Origin of the sequence: Nocardia sp. CA-145437 (assembly GCF_050956485.1) — a bacterium.
In the GTDB taxonomy this organism is placed as follows: Bacteria; Actinomycetota; Actinomycetes; order Mycobacteriales; family Mycobacteriaceae; genus Nocardia.
Genome location: NZ_CP191204.1, coordinates 4812323 through 4828297 on the forward strand (window position 1 = coordinate 4812323; position 15975 = coordinate 4828297).

Sequence of the window (15975 nt, forward strand, 5' to 3'; positions counted from 1 at the left end):
CGACCGCCGGGACACGCATGACGAAAGTATGACGGGAGCAGCAAGAATGTCGATCCGGACAGTTCCGGCGGGTTTCGGGGCCTATGGTTTCCGGCATGGCGAACGCTTCCGCGACGAGGGTCGCGCGCTACGTCTCCACTCGCGTCGACGGCTACGGCGCACTCGCGGCCTTCGTTCTCGTCCTGGCCGCCTTCCTGATTCCGCGAATCGAGGGCAAACCCTGGCGGGACACGTTGTACGCCGGGGCCGCACCGCTCTTCGGCGGCTGGCTCCCGCATCTGGGCTGGGGCACGGTCCCGGCGGTGGCGATCGCGGCGGCGGTGGTGCGGTTCGGCCCGGACCTGGCGCGGCGGCTGTCGTTCGGGCGGCTGCTGCTGGCCACCTGGGCGACGGCGGCGGCGTGGGCGTTCGCGCTGGCCATGGTCGACGGCTGGCAGCGGGGCTTCGCGGGGCGGCTCACCACCCGCGACGAGTACCTGCACGAGGTCGGCGGGGTGCACGACATCGGGGCCATGGTGCGCGGATTCTCCGGCCGCATCCTGGATTTCCAGCCCGACTCGTGGACCACGCACGTGTCCGGGCATCCGCCGGGGGCGCTGCTGGTGTTCGTGCTGCTGGACCGGATCGGGCTGGGCGGCGGGGCGTGGGCGGGCCTGGTGTGCCTGGTCGTGGGGACGAGCGCGGTGGCCGCGGTGCCGTTCACCTTGCGGGCCTTGGGCGCCGAGCATCGGGCGCGCGCGGCGACGCCGTTCCTGGCCCTGCTGCCCGCGGCGATCTGGATCGCGGTCTCGGCCGACGGCTTGTTCGCGGGCGTGGCGGCGTGGGCAGTGGCGCTGCTGGCGCTCGCCACCCGGCTCGAGCGGGGCTGGATCGCGGCCGCGCTGGGGTCGGGCTTGCTGTTCGGGTTCACCGTGTTCCTGAGTTACGGCCTTGTGCTGATGGCGATTCCGGCCGCGGCGGTGCTGCTGGCGCGGTCACCGCGGCCCGCGCTGCCGGCGCTCGCGGGAGCGCTGGCGGTGGTGGCGGCCTTCGCGGCGGCCGGGTTCTGGTGGTTGACCGGCTATCACCTGGTGGTGCAGCGGTACTACCAGGGCATCGCGCACGAGCGGCCGTACGGGTACTGGGTGTGGGGCAATCTGGCCGCGACGGTGTGCGCGGTAGGTCTGGCCACCGCCGCGGCCGGCTGCCGGGTCCTGGTCGAGCTGGAGATCCCGCCGGTACGCCCGCTACGGGAATGGTTGTCGCGCTGGCGTACTCACGTCGATCCCGCCGCGCTGATGGCGGGAGCCGGGCTCACCGCGATCCTGATCGCCGACATCAGTGGGTTGAGCAAGGCCGAGACGGAACGGATCTGGCTGCCCTTCGACGTGTGGGCGCTGGCGGCGACCGCACTGCTCCCCCGCCACAGTGCCCGGTTCTGGCTCGTGGTGCAGGCGGCGGGGGCGCTGATCGTCAATCATCTGATCCTGACGAACTGGTGACCGCGGCGAGCGGATTCACCGCCAGGTAGGCGCCCCCTCCCCGCAGGCGGCGCGCAACGGCGCGGACGAGAATTCGGCCAGGCCCGCGGTCGGGGTGACGGCGGCGGTGAAACCCAGTGCGCGCCGGGCCCGTTCGGGTCCGGCCACGATGTGGCGGACGTCGCCGGAGCGGTATTCGCCGGTCACCACCGGCTGTTTGCCCCCGCACGCGGTGGCCAGGGTGGCCGCCACGTCGCCGATCGTGATGGGAATTCCCGAGGCGATATTGAGCGGGGTGAACGCCGTCAGCGGCTGTTCGAGGGCGGCCACATTGGCGGCGGCGATATCGCGGACGTGCACGAAATCGCGGGCCTGGGTGCCGTCCTCGAAGACGCGCGGGGCCTCGCCTGCCTCGAGCGCCGACCGGAAGATGGCGGCGACACCGGAATACGGTGTGTCCCTGGGCATGTCGGGGCCGTAGACATTGTGGTAGCGCAGTGCGGTGACGGTGCCGCCGGTGGCCGCGGCCCAGGCGGTCGCGTAATGCTCCTGCGCGACCTTGGAGGCGGCGTAGAGGCTGCGCGGCCGCAGCGGCGCGTCCTCGTCGATCGGCGCCCAGGACAGTGGGCGGCCGTCGGGGCCGCGGTGGTCGAAGCGCCCGGCGTCGAGGTCGGCGCGGGTGCGCGGGGCCGGGTCGACCGGGTCGCCCGCGGAGTCGACGTAGCGTCCCTCGCCGTAGACCACCATGGACGAGGCCAGCACCAGATGGCGGCAGCGGGCCCGGTCCATGGCGGCGAGCAGGACCGCGGTGCCGAGGTCGTTGTGGCTGGCGAAGGCGGGCGCGTCCTGCGCGCTCACCCCCGCGCCGACCACGGCCGCCTGGTGGCAGACCGCGCCGACGCCGGTCAGCAGCTCGGCCAGGGCGTCCGGGTCGCGGACGTCGGCCTGGATGACGCCGGGCGGCGGGGCGGCGTCGCGGCCGTGGGCGGCGGCGAGCATGAGGTCGACCGCGACGACCTCGTGGCCGGCGGCGAGCGCCGCGCGGTGGATGTGCGAGCCGATGAACCCGGCTGCGCCGGTCAGGAGTACACGCATGCGGCGATTCTGGCCGCAGTGCCGCCGGAATGCGCCCGGACCGGCCGAGGTCGCCGGGTTCGTCACGATTTGGTCAGATCGCGGCGGGCCGGCACGGGGGGTCTTGCCACGCGTCGCCGACCGGCGCACAATTCATCACGTAGTGAATTCAACACTCGATGAATTGAGGGTGACCGTGACGGCACCAGCGACAACCACCGACGCCATCGCCATCGAGCACCTGGAAGTGCGCCGCGGCGGGCATCAGGTGCTGCAGAACATCTCCCTGACCGTGCCGAAGGGCAGCATCACCGGACTACTCGGACCGTCGGGGTGCGGCAAGACGACGCTCATGCGCAGCATCGTCGGCACGCAGATCATCGAATCCGGCACCGTGCGGGTGCTCGGCGACGAGGCCGGATCGCGCGCGCTGCGGCGGCGGGTCGGGTACGTGACCCAGGCGCCCAGCATCTACGACGACCTCACCGTCGCCGACAATGTGGCCTACTTCGGCGCGCTGTACGGGGCCTCGCGCGCCGACGTCGACACCGCCCTGGCCGCGGTCGGTTTGAGCAGTCACTCCGGCCATCACGGCAGTGAGCTGTCGGGCGGGCAGCGCACCCGGGTGTCCCTGGCCTGCGCGCTGGTGGCCGACCCGGAGCTGCTGGTGCTCGACGAGCCGACCGTCGGCCTGGACCCGGTGCTGCGCGCCGATCTGTGGGAGCAGTTCGACGCGCTCGCCAAACAGGGCCGGACGCTGCTGGTGTCCAGTCACGTCATGGACGAGGCCGAACACTGCGATCGGCTGCTGCTCATGCGCGAAGGCCGCCTGCTGGCCCAGCTCACCCCCGCCGAATTGCGTTCCGACACCGGCGAATCCAGTCTGGAGAACGCCTTCCTCAAGCTGATCCGGATGGGAGAAGAGCTGTGACCGCGACCCTTTCGCGCCCGGCGGGCCCGCGCCCGTTGCGCTGCTACACCGCCACCACGGTGCGCATCCTGCGGCAGTTGCGCGCCGACCACCGCACCGTCGCCATGATCGTGCTGGTGCCCGCGCTGCTCATGACGCTGCTGTACTTCGTCTACAAGAACTATCCGATGATGCCCGGCGCGCCCCGGCTGTTCGATCGGATCGGCATCACCATGCTCGGCATCCTGCCGTTCGTGGTCATGTTCCTGATCACCGCCATCGCCATGCAGCGCGAACGGGTCTCGGGCACCCTCGAACGGCTGATGACCACCCCGCTGTCCAAGCTGGATCTGCTCGCCGGGTACGGCACCGCGTTCTCCATCGCGGCGGCCGCGCAGGCGGGGGTGGCGTGCCTGGTGGCGTTCTGGCTGCTGGGCCTGAACGCGGCGGGCAGTCCCGCGCTGGTGGTGCTGATCGCGGTCATCGACGCGGTGCTCGGCGTCGCGCTGGGCCTGCTGGCGAGCGCGTTCGCCCGCACCGAGTTCCAGGCCGTGCAGTTCATGCCGGTGATCGTGCTGCCGCAGTTCTTCCTGTGCGGGCTGCTGGTGCCGCGTGGTCAGCTGCCGAGCTGGCTGGAGGCGATCAGCAATGTGCTGCCGCTCAGCTACGCCGTCGACGCGCTCGAGCAGGTGTCGACGCATACCGGAGCGACGGGCCAGATGTGGCGCGACATTCTGATCGTGGCCGTGTTCGCCGCGGTGGCATTGGTTTTGGCGGCCGCGACCCTACGTCGGCGGACCGCGTGACGGGTGGCTCCGGCACGCGCAGCGGCCGCCGTCCCGGCAACTCCGGCACCCGGGAGGCGATTCTCGACGCCGCCCGGGTGCGGTTCGCCGAGGTCGGCTTCGACAAGGCCTCCATCCGGTCGATCGCGACCGCGGCCGCCGTGGATCCGGCGCTGGTGCACCACTACTTCGGCACCAAGCACCAATTGTTCGCGGCGGCACTGCAATTGCCGATCGACCCGCAGGAGATCCTGGCCGGATTCGCCCTGGTCCCCCTGGAACAGCTGGGCGAGCACATCATCCGCACGGTGGTCGGCATCTGGGACTCCCCCGTCGGCATGCCCGCGGTCGCCGCCTTCCGCAGCATGCTCGCCAGCGACGATCCCACGCTGGCGCGCACCTTCCTGCTGGAGGTGGTGCTGAAAGAGATTCGCCCGCGCGTGGATTCGCCGCCCGGCACCGGCGCGCAACGCGCGGTCCTGGCGGCCTCGCAGCTCGCGGGGCTGCTGGTGACCCGCAAGATCCTGCGGCTGGAACCGATCGCCTCGATGCCGATCGACCAGCTGGCCGGCGCCATCGGTCCCACGCTGCAGCGCTACTTCACCGGCGACCTCGACGGGCTCACCGGGGCTGAGCGAACTCAGCCCGGGCCGTGATCAGTCCTGGCCCAGGAACAGAATGTGCTCGTCGTCGGAGACATCGCGGGCCTCGTCCACGAGCAGGACCGGGATGCCGTTGTCGACCGGGTAGGCGCGGCGCAGGCGCGGGTTGTAGAGCACGGTGTCACCGGTGGCGGTGTGGACCAGCTGCAGGGGGCCCTTGTCCTGCGGGCAGGCCAGCAGGGTCAGCAGGGTGGGGTCCAGGATTTCCTCCGACATGTCCGACAACCTACCGGTCGGGCGTCGCGGCGACGGAATCGGCGGGGCGGCGGAAGCTGATGTGGCGGTGGCCGAAGAAGCTGGCCACCGCGACCAGGCCCATGACCACGACCGCGGCCGGTTCGGCCGGGGCGTGCGCCAGCGAGACGGCCAGCTGCAGCAGCACCATGTTCAGCACCATGCCGACGGCGTTCACGCCGACGAAGGCCACGAAGTCGCGCAGCACGTGGCCGCGCACCCGGAACACCAGGGTGCGGTGCAGGGCGAAGGCGATCACCATGCCGACCGCGTAGGCCAGCGCCACCGACAGGGCCGCGGCCACATCCTTGGACACCGTGTCGCCGAGCACGGTCAGCCAGACGATGGTGAGCACCATGCCCATCAGCGTGTTGAACCCGCCGACCAGCGCGAAGGCCACCTCCTGGCGGCGAACCAGGCGCAGCAGCGGACCGGCCGGCGCGTTCTCGCCGTGCCCGGGCGCGCTCGCATCAGGGCCGGGCGAGTGGCCGGCGGTGACCGCCGTGTTGTCGGCCGGCCGGTGCCGCGCGTCGGTCACTTCGACGAACCCACCAGTTCGCGATCCTGCTCGTCGTCGAGCTGTTCGGCGGCGGGCGCGTCCGCGCCACGGCGGCGGGAACGGACGTAGAGCCACTGCAGCAGGCCCAGGCCGACGAGTCCGGCGCCGGCGCCGGCGATTCCGATCTTCCAGCCCGGCGGCCGCCAGCTCAGTTCCAGTTCGGCGTTGTCGGTGCCGGCCGGAATGTCCACGGCGACGAACACTTTCGACACGGTGTGGAACGGGATGGTCTTGCCGTCGAGGGTGACCCGGTAGCCGGGCCAGCCCAGGCGGGCGAAGGTGACGCGGCCGCCGGTCTCCGAGGACACCCGCACCCGGCTGGTGGTGTCGGTGTCCTCGATCGAGGTGGCGGTGACGTCGTGGGCATCGCCGACGCGGCCGTTGACCGTGGAGATCGGGCCGTTGTCGCGTTCGAGCACCCAGATGTACTTCTCGTGGCCGGGGACGTCCACGAAATGCCAGCCCTCGGGAGCGGGCTGGTCACCGGCCTCGGGGAGCATGGCCTTCTGCAGCACCACCCGGTCGATGAGCATGAGGTCGGCCAGGATTCGGCCGGTGGTCGGCTCAGGGCTGAACAGGCGGTGGTAGGCATCGGGGCAGACGCTGGAATCCCAGCGCATGCAGAGCATCTCGCCGAAGTAGAAGTGCCCGTTCGGGGTGTACCCGTTGACGTAGTCCTTTTCCAGGTCCTTGGCGTAGTTGCCCCACACCAGCGATCCGTAGGCCCCGTCGAGGCTCTTGTCGGCGGGTTGCAGCAGGCCGCGTTCGGAGAGCTGAATGGTGGTGCCGCCGGAGAACTTCGGGAACGCGGCCATGGCCTCGGTGCGATTCGCGGGCAGGTTCCACGACATCGGGGTGGGCTGCACCCACCACACCTGGAACCAGGCGATGGGCACCATGGCGGCGATCACCAGCGCGGTGGCCCCGGACGCGCCGCGGGTGCGGCCCAGCCACACCGCGCCGAATCCGAGCGCGATCACGACCGCCGCCGAGCCCAGATGCCACAGCACCTGATGCGGGTCGGCGGAGAAGGTGCGCACCCACAGGGCGAGGACCAGCACCAGCGCAGCGATGATCCGGTTGTTGCGATCCTTCAGCGTGGCGAAGCGGCCCAGCAGCACGCACACCAGCACCAGCAGCCCGAGCGCCAGCATGGGCAGCACGCGGGCGGGCCAGCGCAGCGGGCCGACGGTGCCGGGCCCTGCGGTCCACATCAGCGCCATCAACGCGAGCAGGGCGATGGCGACGAACTGCTTCCAGTGTTTCTGCGCCGCCTTCCAATCCACGAAGGCCAGCGCCGGGATCAGGAACCAGGCGATGTAGGTCATGGGCAGCGGCTGCACATAACCCCACCAGGAGTTGAACGCGGGCATGGTGGTGGGCAGGCTGGCGTTCAGCGACTCCGACCACGGCACGGTCAGGAACTGGTCGTTATTGATCTGCGAATTGCCGCGCCAGCTCACCTGCGCCGACAGCATCGACGGCAGGAAGGTCAGCAGGCCCGCCAGGCCCGCGCAGCCCGCGGCGGCGGCCAGGCGCAGCAGCGGCCCGAACGCGGCGCGCCACTGCGGCCAGGTGCGCGGGCCGCGGACCACCAGGAAGCCGACGGCCACCGCGATGAGCATGAGCACGGCCTCGACCGCGGGGAACACGTACTGCACCGAGATGGCCAGGTACAGGTAGACGAAGACCGGGATCGGACCGCCCTGGCCGCGCAGGTAGCGCTCCGAGGACGCCCAGGCGTGGATCATCCACGCGGTGCCCGCCATGGCGGTGAACCAGCTGGCCTCGTCGAAGAACAGAAAGAAGCCGGTGAACGGCATGGCCACGCCGGCGACCGCGGCCCACTGCGGGCGCGCGCCGTACGCCAGGCAGACGCGGTACACGCCGAGCCCGGTGATGATCGCGTAGATCGCCTTCACGATGGTGGCGTACAGGGCCAGGTTCGGCACCGAGGGCGCGATCAGGTCGATCAGCAGCTGCGGCGGGTTGAACAGTCCCGCTTCCTCATTGGTGTAGTTGCCGGTCATCCACTGCTGCGGCTGCAGCAGCGGGAAGTGGCCTTCGCGGAAGGCGCGGCCGAAGAACACCCACAGTCCGGTGTACTGGGATTCGGTGTCGTCGGTGAAGAAGTGGCGGGGATTGGCCAGCACCACGGCCAGGTAACCGAGGATCACGCCGAGGGCGGTCACCCCGCCCCAGCGATACACCTCGCGCCGGGTCGCGCGGCGCGCCGCGTCGTCTTCGTCCGGCCCGGATTCGGCGGCCCCGACCGCCTGGGAAACTGAGCTGTCCACCACGAGTTCCAGACCCTACAGGGCGGTGCTGTCGATGGCACTTACGCCGGTGCGTCGATGGCACTTACGCCGGTGCGTCGACGGCACTTACGCCGGTGCGCTGACGGCGGCGAATCCCGGGGGTCGTCCATCCCGCTTACGCCGATCCGTCGCGTCCGGCGGGGATGGGGAATGATGGGCCGATGTCAACACTTCGCGCCGAATGCCGCGCCGAGCAGCGTGTTAGAGTTCACGACGGCTCGGGCTCCGGTTTCCGGTGTGGAGTTCCGGCGCACTCCGTCATCGAAAGTACATTCAGCTGATGCCGATTCCGTCCGCCCGCACCTACGCGAGCGACCCCAGCGTGACCTCCGGCGAGCGCCCGGAGCGGGTGCACGCGGTCTCCGTCGTGGTGCCCGTGTACCGCGGTGAGGACACCATCGCCTCGCTGGTCAGTGAACTGGACAAGCTCGGCGAGCCGGTGACCACGCCGCGCGGCGCGAGCTTCCGGGTCGAGGAGATCGTGCTGGTGCACGATCACGGCCCCGACCGCTCCGACGTGGTGCTGCGCGAGCTCGCCGAGACCTACCCGCAGGTGCGGGTGGTGTGGCTGAGCCGTAACTACGGTCAGGACGCCGCCACCATCGCGGGCATGGCCGCCGCCCAGGGCGACTGGACGGTCACCATGGACGAGGACGGTCAGCACGATCCGGCGTTCATCGCCGACTTCCTCGACGCCGCCCTCACCGAGCGCGCCGATCTGGTCTACTCCAAGCCGGTCAACACCCGCCCGCACGGCTTCCTGCGCAACATCACCTCGCGCGGGGCGAAGCTGGTGCTGGCGACCCTGTTCGCCTTCCCCGACTCGACCCGCTTCGAGAGCTACCGGCTGATCCGCGGCGACATCGCGCGGCAGCTGGCCCGGGTGGCCTCCAACGGCGTGTACCTGGACGTGGCGCTCACCTGGGTGGTGGGCGACGTGGCTCAGGTGCCGGTGCAGCTGCGCGCCGAGGGCCGCGAGGAGTCCGGCTACAACTATCGCCGGCTGTTCTCGCTGTTCTGGAAGATGGTGCTGTGCAGCGGAACCCGCGGCCTGCGCCTGGTCAGCATGCTGGGCGTGACACTCGCGCTGGGCGGGCTCGGCATGGCGGGCTGGGTGGTCTACCACGCGCTCACCAACAGCGGCCGGGATCCGGAGGGCTGGGCGTCGCTGATGACGGTGCTGCTGCTCTGCTCGGGCGCGGTGCTGTTCTCGCTGGGCCTGATCGCCGAATACCTCGGGGTGGCACTGCATGTGCTGGTCGGTAAGCCCCTGTATCTGACGGTGGATTCGCCGACGCCGCGCCCGGAGCAGGGCGTGGGCGTCGGAATCCGCCACACCGCAACTCGTTTCGACGGTATCGAGGGGGATCCCCGCGCGTGAGCAGTGACCGCATCATCTTCAGCCGCCCGTTCCGCGCCGCGCGCGAGCTGCCGAATGTGGAAGCCGTGCTGACGTCGGATCACAGCCACGGCGACGGTCCGTTCACCGCCGCGGCGACCGCGAAGCTGCGCGACATCACCGGCGCGCCGCACGCGCTGCTGACCACCTCCTGCACGCACGCGCTCGAAATGGCCGGGCTGCTGCTGGAACTCGGGCCCGAGGACGAGGTGATCGTCCCGAGCTTCGCGTTCACCTCGACCGCCACCTCGATGGCATTGCGCGGCTCCACCGTGGTGTTCGCCGACATCGATCTGGCGACCGGCAGCCTGGACCCGGAGTCGGTGGCCGCCGCGGTCACCCCGCGCACCAAGGCCGTGGTGGTCATCCACTACGGCGGTGTGGCCGCGGATATGGAAGGGCTGCAAAGGCTGGCGGACGCGCACGGTTTCGCCATCATCGAGGACAACGCGCACGGCCTGGGCGGCTCCTACCGCGGCCGTCCGCTCGGCAGCATCGGCACGGTGGGCGCGCTGTCGTTCCACGACACCAAGAACGTGCACTGCGGTGAGGGCGGCGCGGTGCTGCTCACCGATGAGATCCTCATGGCGCGTGCGGAGATCATTCGCGAGAAGGGCACCGACCGGGCGCGGTTCCTGCGCGGCGCGGTGGACAAGTACTCGTGGCAGGACATCGGATCCTCGTATCTGCCCAGTGAATTGAACGCGGCGGTGCTGGACGCGCAGCTGGCGGAGTTCGGCACCATCCAGCGCAACCGGCACCGGGTGTGGGACCACTACGCGGCGACGTTGCCGGAGTGGGCCGCCCGCAACGACATTCGGCTGATGTCGGTGCCGACGGACCGGGAGCACACCGCGCACCTGTACTACCTGCGGGTCCCGACCGAGGACCGCCGGGACGCGCTCATCGCGCATCTGTCGGGTCTGGGCATCGTGGCCCCCTTCCACTACGTGCCCCTGGACTCCTCCCCCGCTGGTTTGAAGCTGGGCCGCACGCCGAACCCGTGCGTGCGCAGCGCCGAGTTCTCCGCCACCCTGGTTCGGCTGCCGCTGTGGCCGGGCCTGACCGAGGCTCAGCTGACGCGGGTCGTCGAGGGCGTCACGAGCTTCGCCGTCTAGCCCTCGGGGACGACCGGAACGCATACCTGGTACCGCAAGTCACGGTCCCAACCTGGGCATATGACCAACTGTGAGCTGAAAATTTTCTGAGAGAATTTTTCTCGAAATCGCTCACGGGCAGTGTGGAGCGGATACCTTTCACATCCAGTCGGCGTGTCTGGCCGGCAGGATTGAGAGGTAAACCTAATGGGCAAGATGCAGCGAGCTGGTTACGGTGCGGGCGCGTTCGGCGCCATGGCCGCTGTCGCGGTACTGGCGGCACCCTCCGCCAGCGCCGTCATCAACAACGTGATCGTGGCAAGCACCAACCCGGTGGTCGGCTGCTCCTACCTGGTCACGGCGAACACCTCGCTGCTGGGCAGCGTCTTCACCGTCACCTTCCTCGACAACGGCGTCGAGTTCGGCAAGTCCAGCGTCGTCCTGGCCGCGAACCAGGCCACCATCAACTGGACCCCGAAGACCGCGGGCAAGCACACGATCACCGCCAAGCAGGAGCTGATCAGCAGCCAGTCGACCGACGTCACCGTCTCCGAGCAGAGCATCGTGTCGAAGCTGCTCGGCACCGGCAGCGCCTCCTGCACCTCACAGAGCAGCCTGAGCGCGCAGTAATCCGCCACATCGGCTCGACGCCCCCGGAGACTTCCTCCGGGGGCGTTCGCCGTTCGAGCGGGCCGACTGCACGAAAAAGCGCCCCGGCACGGATGCCGGGGCGCTTCTCAGGGGTCGATCAGGCGAACAGACGCGACGCCAGTTCCGGGGTGAGCACCTCGTAGGCGTCGGTGGTGCGGTTGTACCACCAGGTCCGGTCGTCGGGCTCGGCCCGGCCCGCGGCCTGGACCGCGCGGGTGGAGGGCCGGAAGGTGGAGCTGCGCGGAATGTCGTCGACCACGTAGACGATGTCGGGCCGCTGCTCCGGGGCCAGAGCCCGGACCGCCTCGGTGACGTCCTTGGGGGCCAGACCGAATCCCTGGCGGACGCTGACCGCGGCCACGGCCAGCACGCGGTCGCGCGCCGGGAGGGCGAAGGCCACCTCCATGTCGACCGCGGTGATGTCGTTGAGGACGTCCACGATCGGCTGGGTGTAGACCGGGCCGCGCGGCGTCGGGATCACCGTGTCGCGGCGGTCCATCAGCCAGTAGTCGCCGTCGCTGTCGCGGCGGAAGAGGTTCTCGGTCGGCATCCAGGCGTCGCCGGGAGTGAATACCCCGCGCAACCCTCCCGCGGACAGGTCGACGGTGTCGGTCACCGTGCCGATCAGCAGGCCCACCTCGTTGTCGGCGCAGCGCCGCGCGAAACCGCTGTCCTCGGTCAGGATCTCGTCGGTCAGCGGGTCGTAGGCGATGAGCTCCACCTTCGCGGTGCCCGGGACCGGCCGGCCCTTGGAACCGATCTTCGCGCCGGCCACGTTGGCCAGCACCACGTCGCCCTCGATGGAGGCGTAGAACTCGACCACCTTGGCGGGGGTGAAGCGTTCCTCGGTGCGCCGCCACAGGCCCGCGGGCATGCCCGAGCCGATGAACAGGCGGATCGGGTGCGGGTGCCCGGCGACGAAGGTGTCGGTGTCGAGGATGTCGCGCAGCATGGTCCAGGTGTAGGTGACCACGGTGACGCCGTAGCGGTGCACCTCCTCCGCGAACCGGGGGGGCTCGAGCGAACGGGCCAGCGCGATGCGGCTGCCGCCGGCGACCGCGCCGCCCAGACTCACCAGCAATCCGGACGAATGGTGCAGCGGCGCAAGGCAGTACACGGTGTCGTGCCGGCCCAGGTCGGCGGCCGAGGCGGTGCCGAAGGCCGACAGCGCCCAGCGGTGGTTGGTCACGTACTTGACGTCGAACTTGTCGCCGGTGCCGGTGACCAGGATGAAGGCCAGCTCCCGGGCCAGGCCCGGATTCGGGCGGTACCAGGCGGGCAGCTCCACCTTGTCGGGGTCGATCTGTTCCATGTCGACCACGTCGGCGCCGAGCGGGACGTCCAGGTCGCGGGCATCGCCGCCGCCCAGCACCAGCACCCGGTGCCCGGTGGCCGCGGCGCTGGCCAGGTTCTCCGGATCGGCGATGAGCAGCTTGGTTCCGGTCAGCTCGGCGATCTTGGACAGTTCGCTGCCCGGCGCGAGCAGCACCGCCACCGCGCCCAGGCGCGAGAGGGCGGCGATGGCGGCCAGGGCGCTGGGCCGGGTCTCCATGACCACGCCGACCCGGGTCGCGGGGCGCACGCCGACCGAGATCAGTCCGCGCACCACATTGTCGATGCGCTGGTTGACCGCCTCCTGGGTGTGCACGCGGTCGTCGAACAGGAACAGGTCCCGGCCGGGCGCGCGGCGGGCCTGCTCGGCGAGCAGGCGGCCCAGCGAGATCCGGGTGTGCGGCTGGATCATGCCCAGCCGGGTCAGCCGGGGCAGCGCGCGGGCGGCCTCGCTGGTGAGCTCGACGGTGCCGCGCAGGGTCTGCCCGGCCACGCCCTCGATGGTCTTGCCGACGCTGGTCCCGGCCTCGGCCAGGGTGCCCAGGGCGTGCACCATCCGGGTCAGCCCGGTGCGCGGGCCGCCGCGGACCACCTCGGTGCTCATCCGCTCGACCTGCTCGGGCAACTCGCCGCGGCCGCTGACGTGGTTGACCCAGTCGCGGACCACGGGCCAGGTCTGCTTGGTGGCGGTGGATCCCGACACCAGTCCGAAATGCCCGGCCACGATGCTGGTTTCGTACACCTCGGCGTTCGGGGCGGCACGCACGATGCCGCGAACGGCGGCGGGCTGGCCGATGTCGTCGACCTCGCCGACGAAAGCCAGGATCGGGCACTTGATCTCGGCCAGCGAGATGAGCTGGTCGCGGATCACGAAGCCGCCCAGCATCATTCGATTGTGCTTGACGAACTGCTGCAGCAGGTCGGTGAGCGCCGGGCCCGGATAGCCGAGCCAGCCGTCGACCTCGAGGAAGCGGCGCTGACGCTCCTTGGGCAGCAGCGCCTCACGATTGTGCAGCTGGCGCAGGAAGTCCAGCCGGGAGCGCACCGTCTTGACCGGGTCCAGGGCCTGGAAGCCCAGGCGCACCATGGAATCGGTGATGGGCAGCCGGTTCAGCACGTGGTCGGTGAGGAAATCCGCGGCGTCGGCGGCCAGCCCGTGCGGCAGACCGAACGGCATGCCGGCCACGGCGTCGACCGGGCTGCCGAAGGTCACGATGGACTCGATGCCCTTGCCGTAGCGGTAGGCCGCGGTCTGATACGCGAACATGCCGCCCTGCGAGTAGCCCATGAGATGGACGGCGCGCCCGGTGATCTCGGTGACGGTGTCGATGGCGCTCGAGACCGCCAGCACGTGGTCGGCGAGGTCGCGGTCCCAGCCGCCCTCCTCGGTGGCGGGCGAGCCGAAATCGACCACCCAGCAATCGATTCCGCCCTGGTGCAAAATGCCGACCGCCCCATCGGCGGCATTCACGTCCCAGATCTCGGCGGTCACCATGATGGGCGGCACCAGCACCACCACGGGGCGCTCGGCCCCGGTGTCATCGGGGAAGTAGTGCCGCAGGCGGTACATCCGCTTCCGCTCCACCACTTCGTACGGTGACGATTCGATGTCGTGAACCAGCCCCCCGAACCGGATCACCTCCAGCCCGTTCTGCGCGGTCGCGACCAGTCGCTCGATCGGACCCACGACGGACCTCGTATTGAATTTCACGGCTTCTCTCCCAGACATTTCCTGGCCTTGACCAGCGTCACCCGCCCCGACGCGTCCCGATGAGCTTGCCATACCCCCAGCCTACTGCGCTGGCGCTGTGACCAGCACCATGCGAGCTATTCGTGGCTAACCAAACCGGGCGTTCGGGGTTTACGGGATACAGCAACATTCCAGGCATCATGTTTTGCCTTTTCGGTCCGCCGCACCGGACGGAGCTCTACCATCGGTATCGCTGGAACGCAGTGTCGCGCTTGTCAATTCACTCACTTGTCTCATTTCCGCAGGCCCCGTCCGGGCCTGCTGCTCTGCCGTGGACTCCACCGCCCTCTGACCGCGGTGGCCCTTCTAGGTGAGGACCGCAGCATGACCATCGAATTGCCCATCGAGCTCACAAACGGCCAACGCAAGTCCCTCAGCACCGCGGCGGCCAGCCAGCTGGCCCACACCACCAAATCCGAACCGCAGATGCAGGGCATCAGCTCCCGCTGGCTGACCCGCTCCCTGCCGTGGACCCAGGTGAAGGGTGGTGTCTACCGGGTCAACCGCCGCCTCACCCACACCGTCGGCAACGGCGAGGTGGAGTACATCATCAACGGCCCGCACGCCCGGGTCATCCCGCTCGAGCTGCAGGAGTTGCCGCAGCTGCGCGGCTTCGACGACGAAGAGGTGCTGGCCGCCGTGGCCGGGCGCTTCGAGCAGCGGGACCTGCCCGCCGGCACCGTGGTCGCCGAATTCGGCAACCCCATGGACCAGGTGCTGCTCATCGTGCACGGCAAACTCTCCAAGATCGGCGCCGGCGAGTACGGCGAGACCACCAAGCTCGGCATGCTCGGCGGCGGCGACTTCTTCGGCGACGAGACCCTCACCAGCGGCGACGCCATCTGGCCGGTCACCATCAAGACGGTCACCCCGACCACCATGCTGGTGCTGGCCCGCTCCACCGTGGAGGCGCTCACCGAGAACATTCCCGCACTGGCGGAACATCTTTCCGCGGTGGCCACCGCGCCCGCGCTGCCGCAGAACAAGTACGGCGAGGCCGAGATCCTCATCTCCTCCGGCCATTCCGGGGAGCCGATGCTCGAGGGCACCTACGTCGACTACGACGACCAGCCCCGCCAGTACGAGCTGAGCCTGGGCCAGTCGGTGCTGCGCGTGCACACCCGCGTCGCCGACCTGTTCAACGATCCGATGGATCAGATCGAACAGCAGTTGCGCCTGACCATCGAGGCCCTCTACGAGCGCCGCGAATACGACCTGGTCAACAACCCGGCCTTCGGTCTGCTCAACAACTGTGACCTCAAGCAGCGCATCTACACCGAATCCGGTGCGCCCACCCCGGACGATATGGACGACCTGCTGTCCATGCGCCGCAGCACCAAGCTGTTCCTGGCCCACCCCAAGGCGATCGCCGCGTTCGGCCGCGAATGTTCCAAGCGCGGACTGTATCCGGACCCGGTGGAGGTCGACGGCCATCGCGTGCCGGCCTGGCGCGGGGTGCCGATCTTCCCGTGCGGCAAGATCCCGGTCTCCGACACCCAGACCACGTCCATCCTCGCCATGCGGACCGGCGAGAAGGATCAGGGCGTGATCGGCTTGCACCAGACCGGAATTCCGGACGAGTACGAGCCCAGCCTGAACGTGCGATTCAAGGGCATCGACGATCAGTCGATCATCTCCTACCTGGTCAGCTGCTACTACTCGGCCGCCGTCCTGGTCCCCGACGCGCTCGGCATTCTCGACAATGTGCTGGTCGCCCGTCAGTCCGACTGAGCGAGGTGTCCAC

Annotated in this window: 13 protein-coding genes; 8 read left to right on the top strand and 5 right to left on the bottom strand. The window is 69.8% G+C overall.

Annotated elements, in window-relative coordinates; translation table 11 throughout:
* The first annotated feature begins 95 nt into the window (after window positions 1-95).
* Window positions 96-1481 (top strand): hypothetical protein, encoded by a 1386-nt coding sequence (locus ACQPYY_RS22430; protein WP_433590880.1) that lies wholly within the window; start codon window positions 96-98, stop codon window positions 1479-1481.
* Between the two features lie 15 nt (window positions 1482-1496).
* Here the strand turns inward: ACQPYY_RS22430 and ACQPYY_RS22435 are convergent, their stop codons facing one another.
* Window positions 1497-2555: an NAD-dependent epimerase/dehydratase family protein gene (locus ACQPYY_RS22435; protein ID WP_433590881.1), complete on the bottom strand. Its 1059-nt coding sequence runs from the start codon at window positions 2553-2555 to the stop codon at window positions 1497-1499.
* 175 nt (window positions 2556-2730) lie between these two features.
* Between ACQPYY_RS22435 and ACQPYY_RS22440 the strand changes: the two genes are divergently transcribed.
* From ACQPYY_RS22440 to ACQPYY_RS22450, 3 genes are read left to right on the top strand one after another with little or no spacing between them, the layout of a single operon-like run.
* Window positions 2731-3465 carry an ABC transporter ATP-binding protein gene (locus ACQPYY_RS22440; RefSeq protein ID WP_379106718.1) on the top strand — a complete coding sequence of 245 codons (735 nt, stop codon included), beginning with the start codon at window positions 2731-2733 and terminating at the stop codon, window positions 3463-3465.
* Window positions 3462-4250: an ABC transporter permease gene (locus ACQPYY_RS22445; protein WP_433590882.1), complete on the top strand. Its 789-nt coding sequence runs from the start codon at window positions 3462-3464 to the stop codon at window positions 4248-4250. Before ACQPYY_RS22440 ends, ACQPYY_RS22445 begins: the two co-directional genes overlap by 4 nt.
* Complete coding sequence (locus ACQPYY_RS22450) at window positions 4247-4885, top strand: TetR family transcriptional regulator (protein WP_433590883.1); 639 nt, start codon at window positions 4247-4249, stop codon at window positions 4883-4885. Before ACQPYY_RS22445 ends, ACQPYY_RS22450 begins: the two co-directional genes overlap by 4 nt.
* Here the strand turns inward: ACQPYY_RS22450 and ACQPYY_RS22455 are convergent, their stop codons facing one another.
* From ACQPYY_RS22455 to ACQPYY_RS22465, 3 genes are read right to left on the bottom strand one after another with little or no spacing between them, the layout of a single operon-like run.
* Complete coding sequence (locus ACQPYY_RS22455) at window positions 4886-5107, bottom strand: Trm112 family protein (protein ID WP_379106724.1); 222 nt, start codon at window positions 5105-5107, stop codon at window positions 4886-4888.
* Window positions 5108-5117: 10 nt separating this feature from the next.
* Complete coding sequence (locus tag ACQPYY_RS22460; RefSeq protein ID WP_433590884.1) at window positions 5118-5663, bottom strand: GtrA family protein; 546 nt, start codon at window positions 5661-5663, stop codon at window positions 5118-5120.
* A complete protein-coding gene (locus ACQPYY_RS22465; RefSeq protein ID WP_433594704.1) occupies window positions 5660-7894 on the bottom strand; it encodes a hypothetical protein in 2235 nt (744 codons plus the stop codon). Before ACQPYY_RS22465 ends, ACQPYY_RS22460 begins: the two co-directional genes overlap by 4 nt.
* Before the next feature lie 457 nt (window positions 7895-8351).
* Here ACQPYY_RS22465 and ACQPYY_RS22470 point away from each other — a divergent pair, with 457 nt between their 5' ends.
* The 3 genes from ACQPYY_RS22470 (at window position 8352) to ACQPYY_RS22480 (ending at window position 11128) form a co-directional block, all read left to right on the top strand.
* Window positions 8352-9383, top strand: coding sequence for a glycosyltransferase (locus tag ACQPYY_RS22470; RefSeq protein ID WP_433594705.1), 1032 nt, complete (start codon window positions 8352-8354; stop codon window positions 9381-9383).
* Window positions 9380-10519, top strand: coding sequence for a dTDP-4-amino-4,6-dideoxygalactose transaminase (rffA, locus tag ACQPYY_RS22475; RefSeq protein ID WP_433590885.1), 1140 nt, complete (start codon window positions 9380-9382; stop codon window positions 10517-10519). The genes ACQPYY_RS22470 and rffA overlap by 4 nt, the downstream gene beginning before the upstream one ends.
* A gap of 195 nt (window positions 10520-10714) precedes the next feature.
* A complete protein-coding gene (locus ACQPYY_RS22480; protein ID WP_433590886.1) occupies window positions 10715-11128 on the top strand; it encodes a hypothetical protein in 414 nt (137 codons plus the stop codon).
* Between the two features lie 118 nt (window positions 11129-11246).
* Here the strand turns inward: ACQPYY_RS22480 and ACQPYY_RS22485 are convergent, their stop codons facing one another.
* Entirely contained in the window at window positions 11247-14210 is a 2964-nt protein-coding gene (locus ACQPYY_RS22485; RefSeq protein ID WP_433590887.1) for an AMP-binding protein, read from the bottom strand.
* A gap of 345 nt (window positions 14211-14555) precedes the next feature.
* Here ACQPYY_RS22485 and ACQPYY_RS22490 point away from each other — a divergent pair, with 345 nt between their 5' ends.
* The gene (locus tag ACQPYY_RS22490; protein WP_433590888.1) at window positions 14556-15962 is read left to right on the top strand and encodes a family 2B encapsulin nanocompartment shell protein; all 1407 of its coding nucleotides are present in this window, start codon (window positions 14556-14558) and stop codon (window positions 15960-15962) included.
* Window positions 15963-15975: the final 13 nt, after the last annotated feature.

What these genes read in the sequence shown, in the direction of transcription:
- ACQPYY_RS22430 (WP_433590880.1), top strand. Translation starts at nt 96, where the DNA reads ATGGCGAACGCTTCCGCGACGAGGGTCGCGCGCTACGTCTCCACTCGC.
- ACQPYY_RS22435 (WP_433590881.1), bottom strand. Translation starts at nt 2,555, where the DNA reads ATGCGTGTACTCCTGACCGGCGCAGCCGGGTTCATCGGCTCGCACATC.
- ACQPYY_RS22455 (WP_379106724.1), bottom strand. Translation starts at nt 5,107, where the DNA reads ATGTCGGAGGAAATCCTGGACCCCACCCTGCTGACCCTGCTGGCCTGC.
- ACQPYY_RS22480 (WP_433590886.1), top strand. Translation starts at nt 10,715, where the DNA reads ATGCAGCGAGCTGGTTACGGTGCGGGCGCGTTCGGCGCCATGGCCGCT.
- ACQPYY_RS22490 (WP_433590888.1), top strand. Translation starts at nt 14,556, where the DNA reads ATGACCATCGAATTGCCCATCGAGCTCACAAACGGCCAACGCAAGTCC.
- ACQPYY_RS22485 (WP_433590887.1), bottom strand. Translation starts at nt 14,210, where the DNA reads ATGTCTGGGAGAGAAGCCGTGAAATTCAATACGAGGTCCGTCGTGGGT.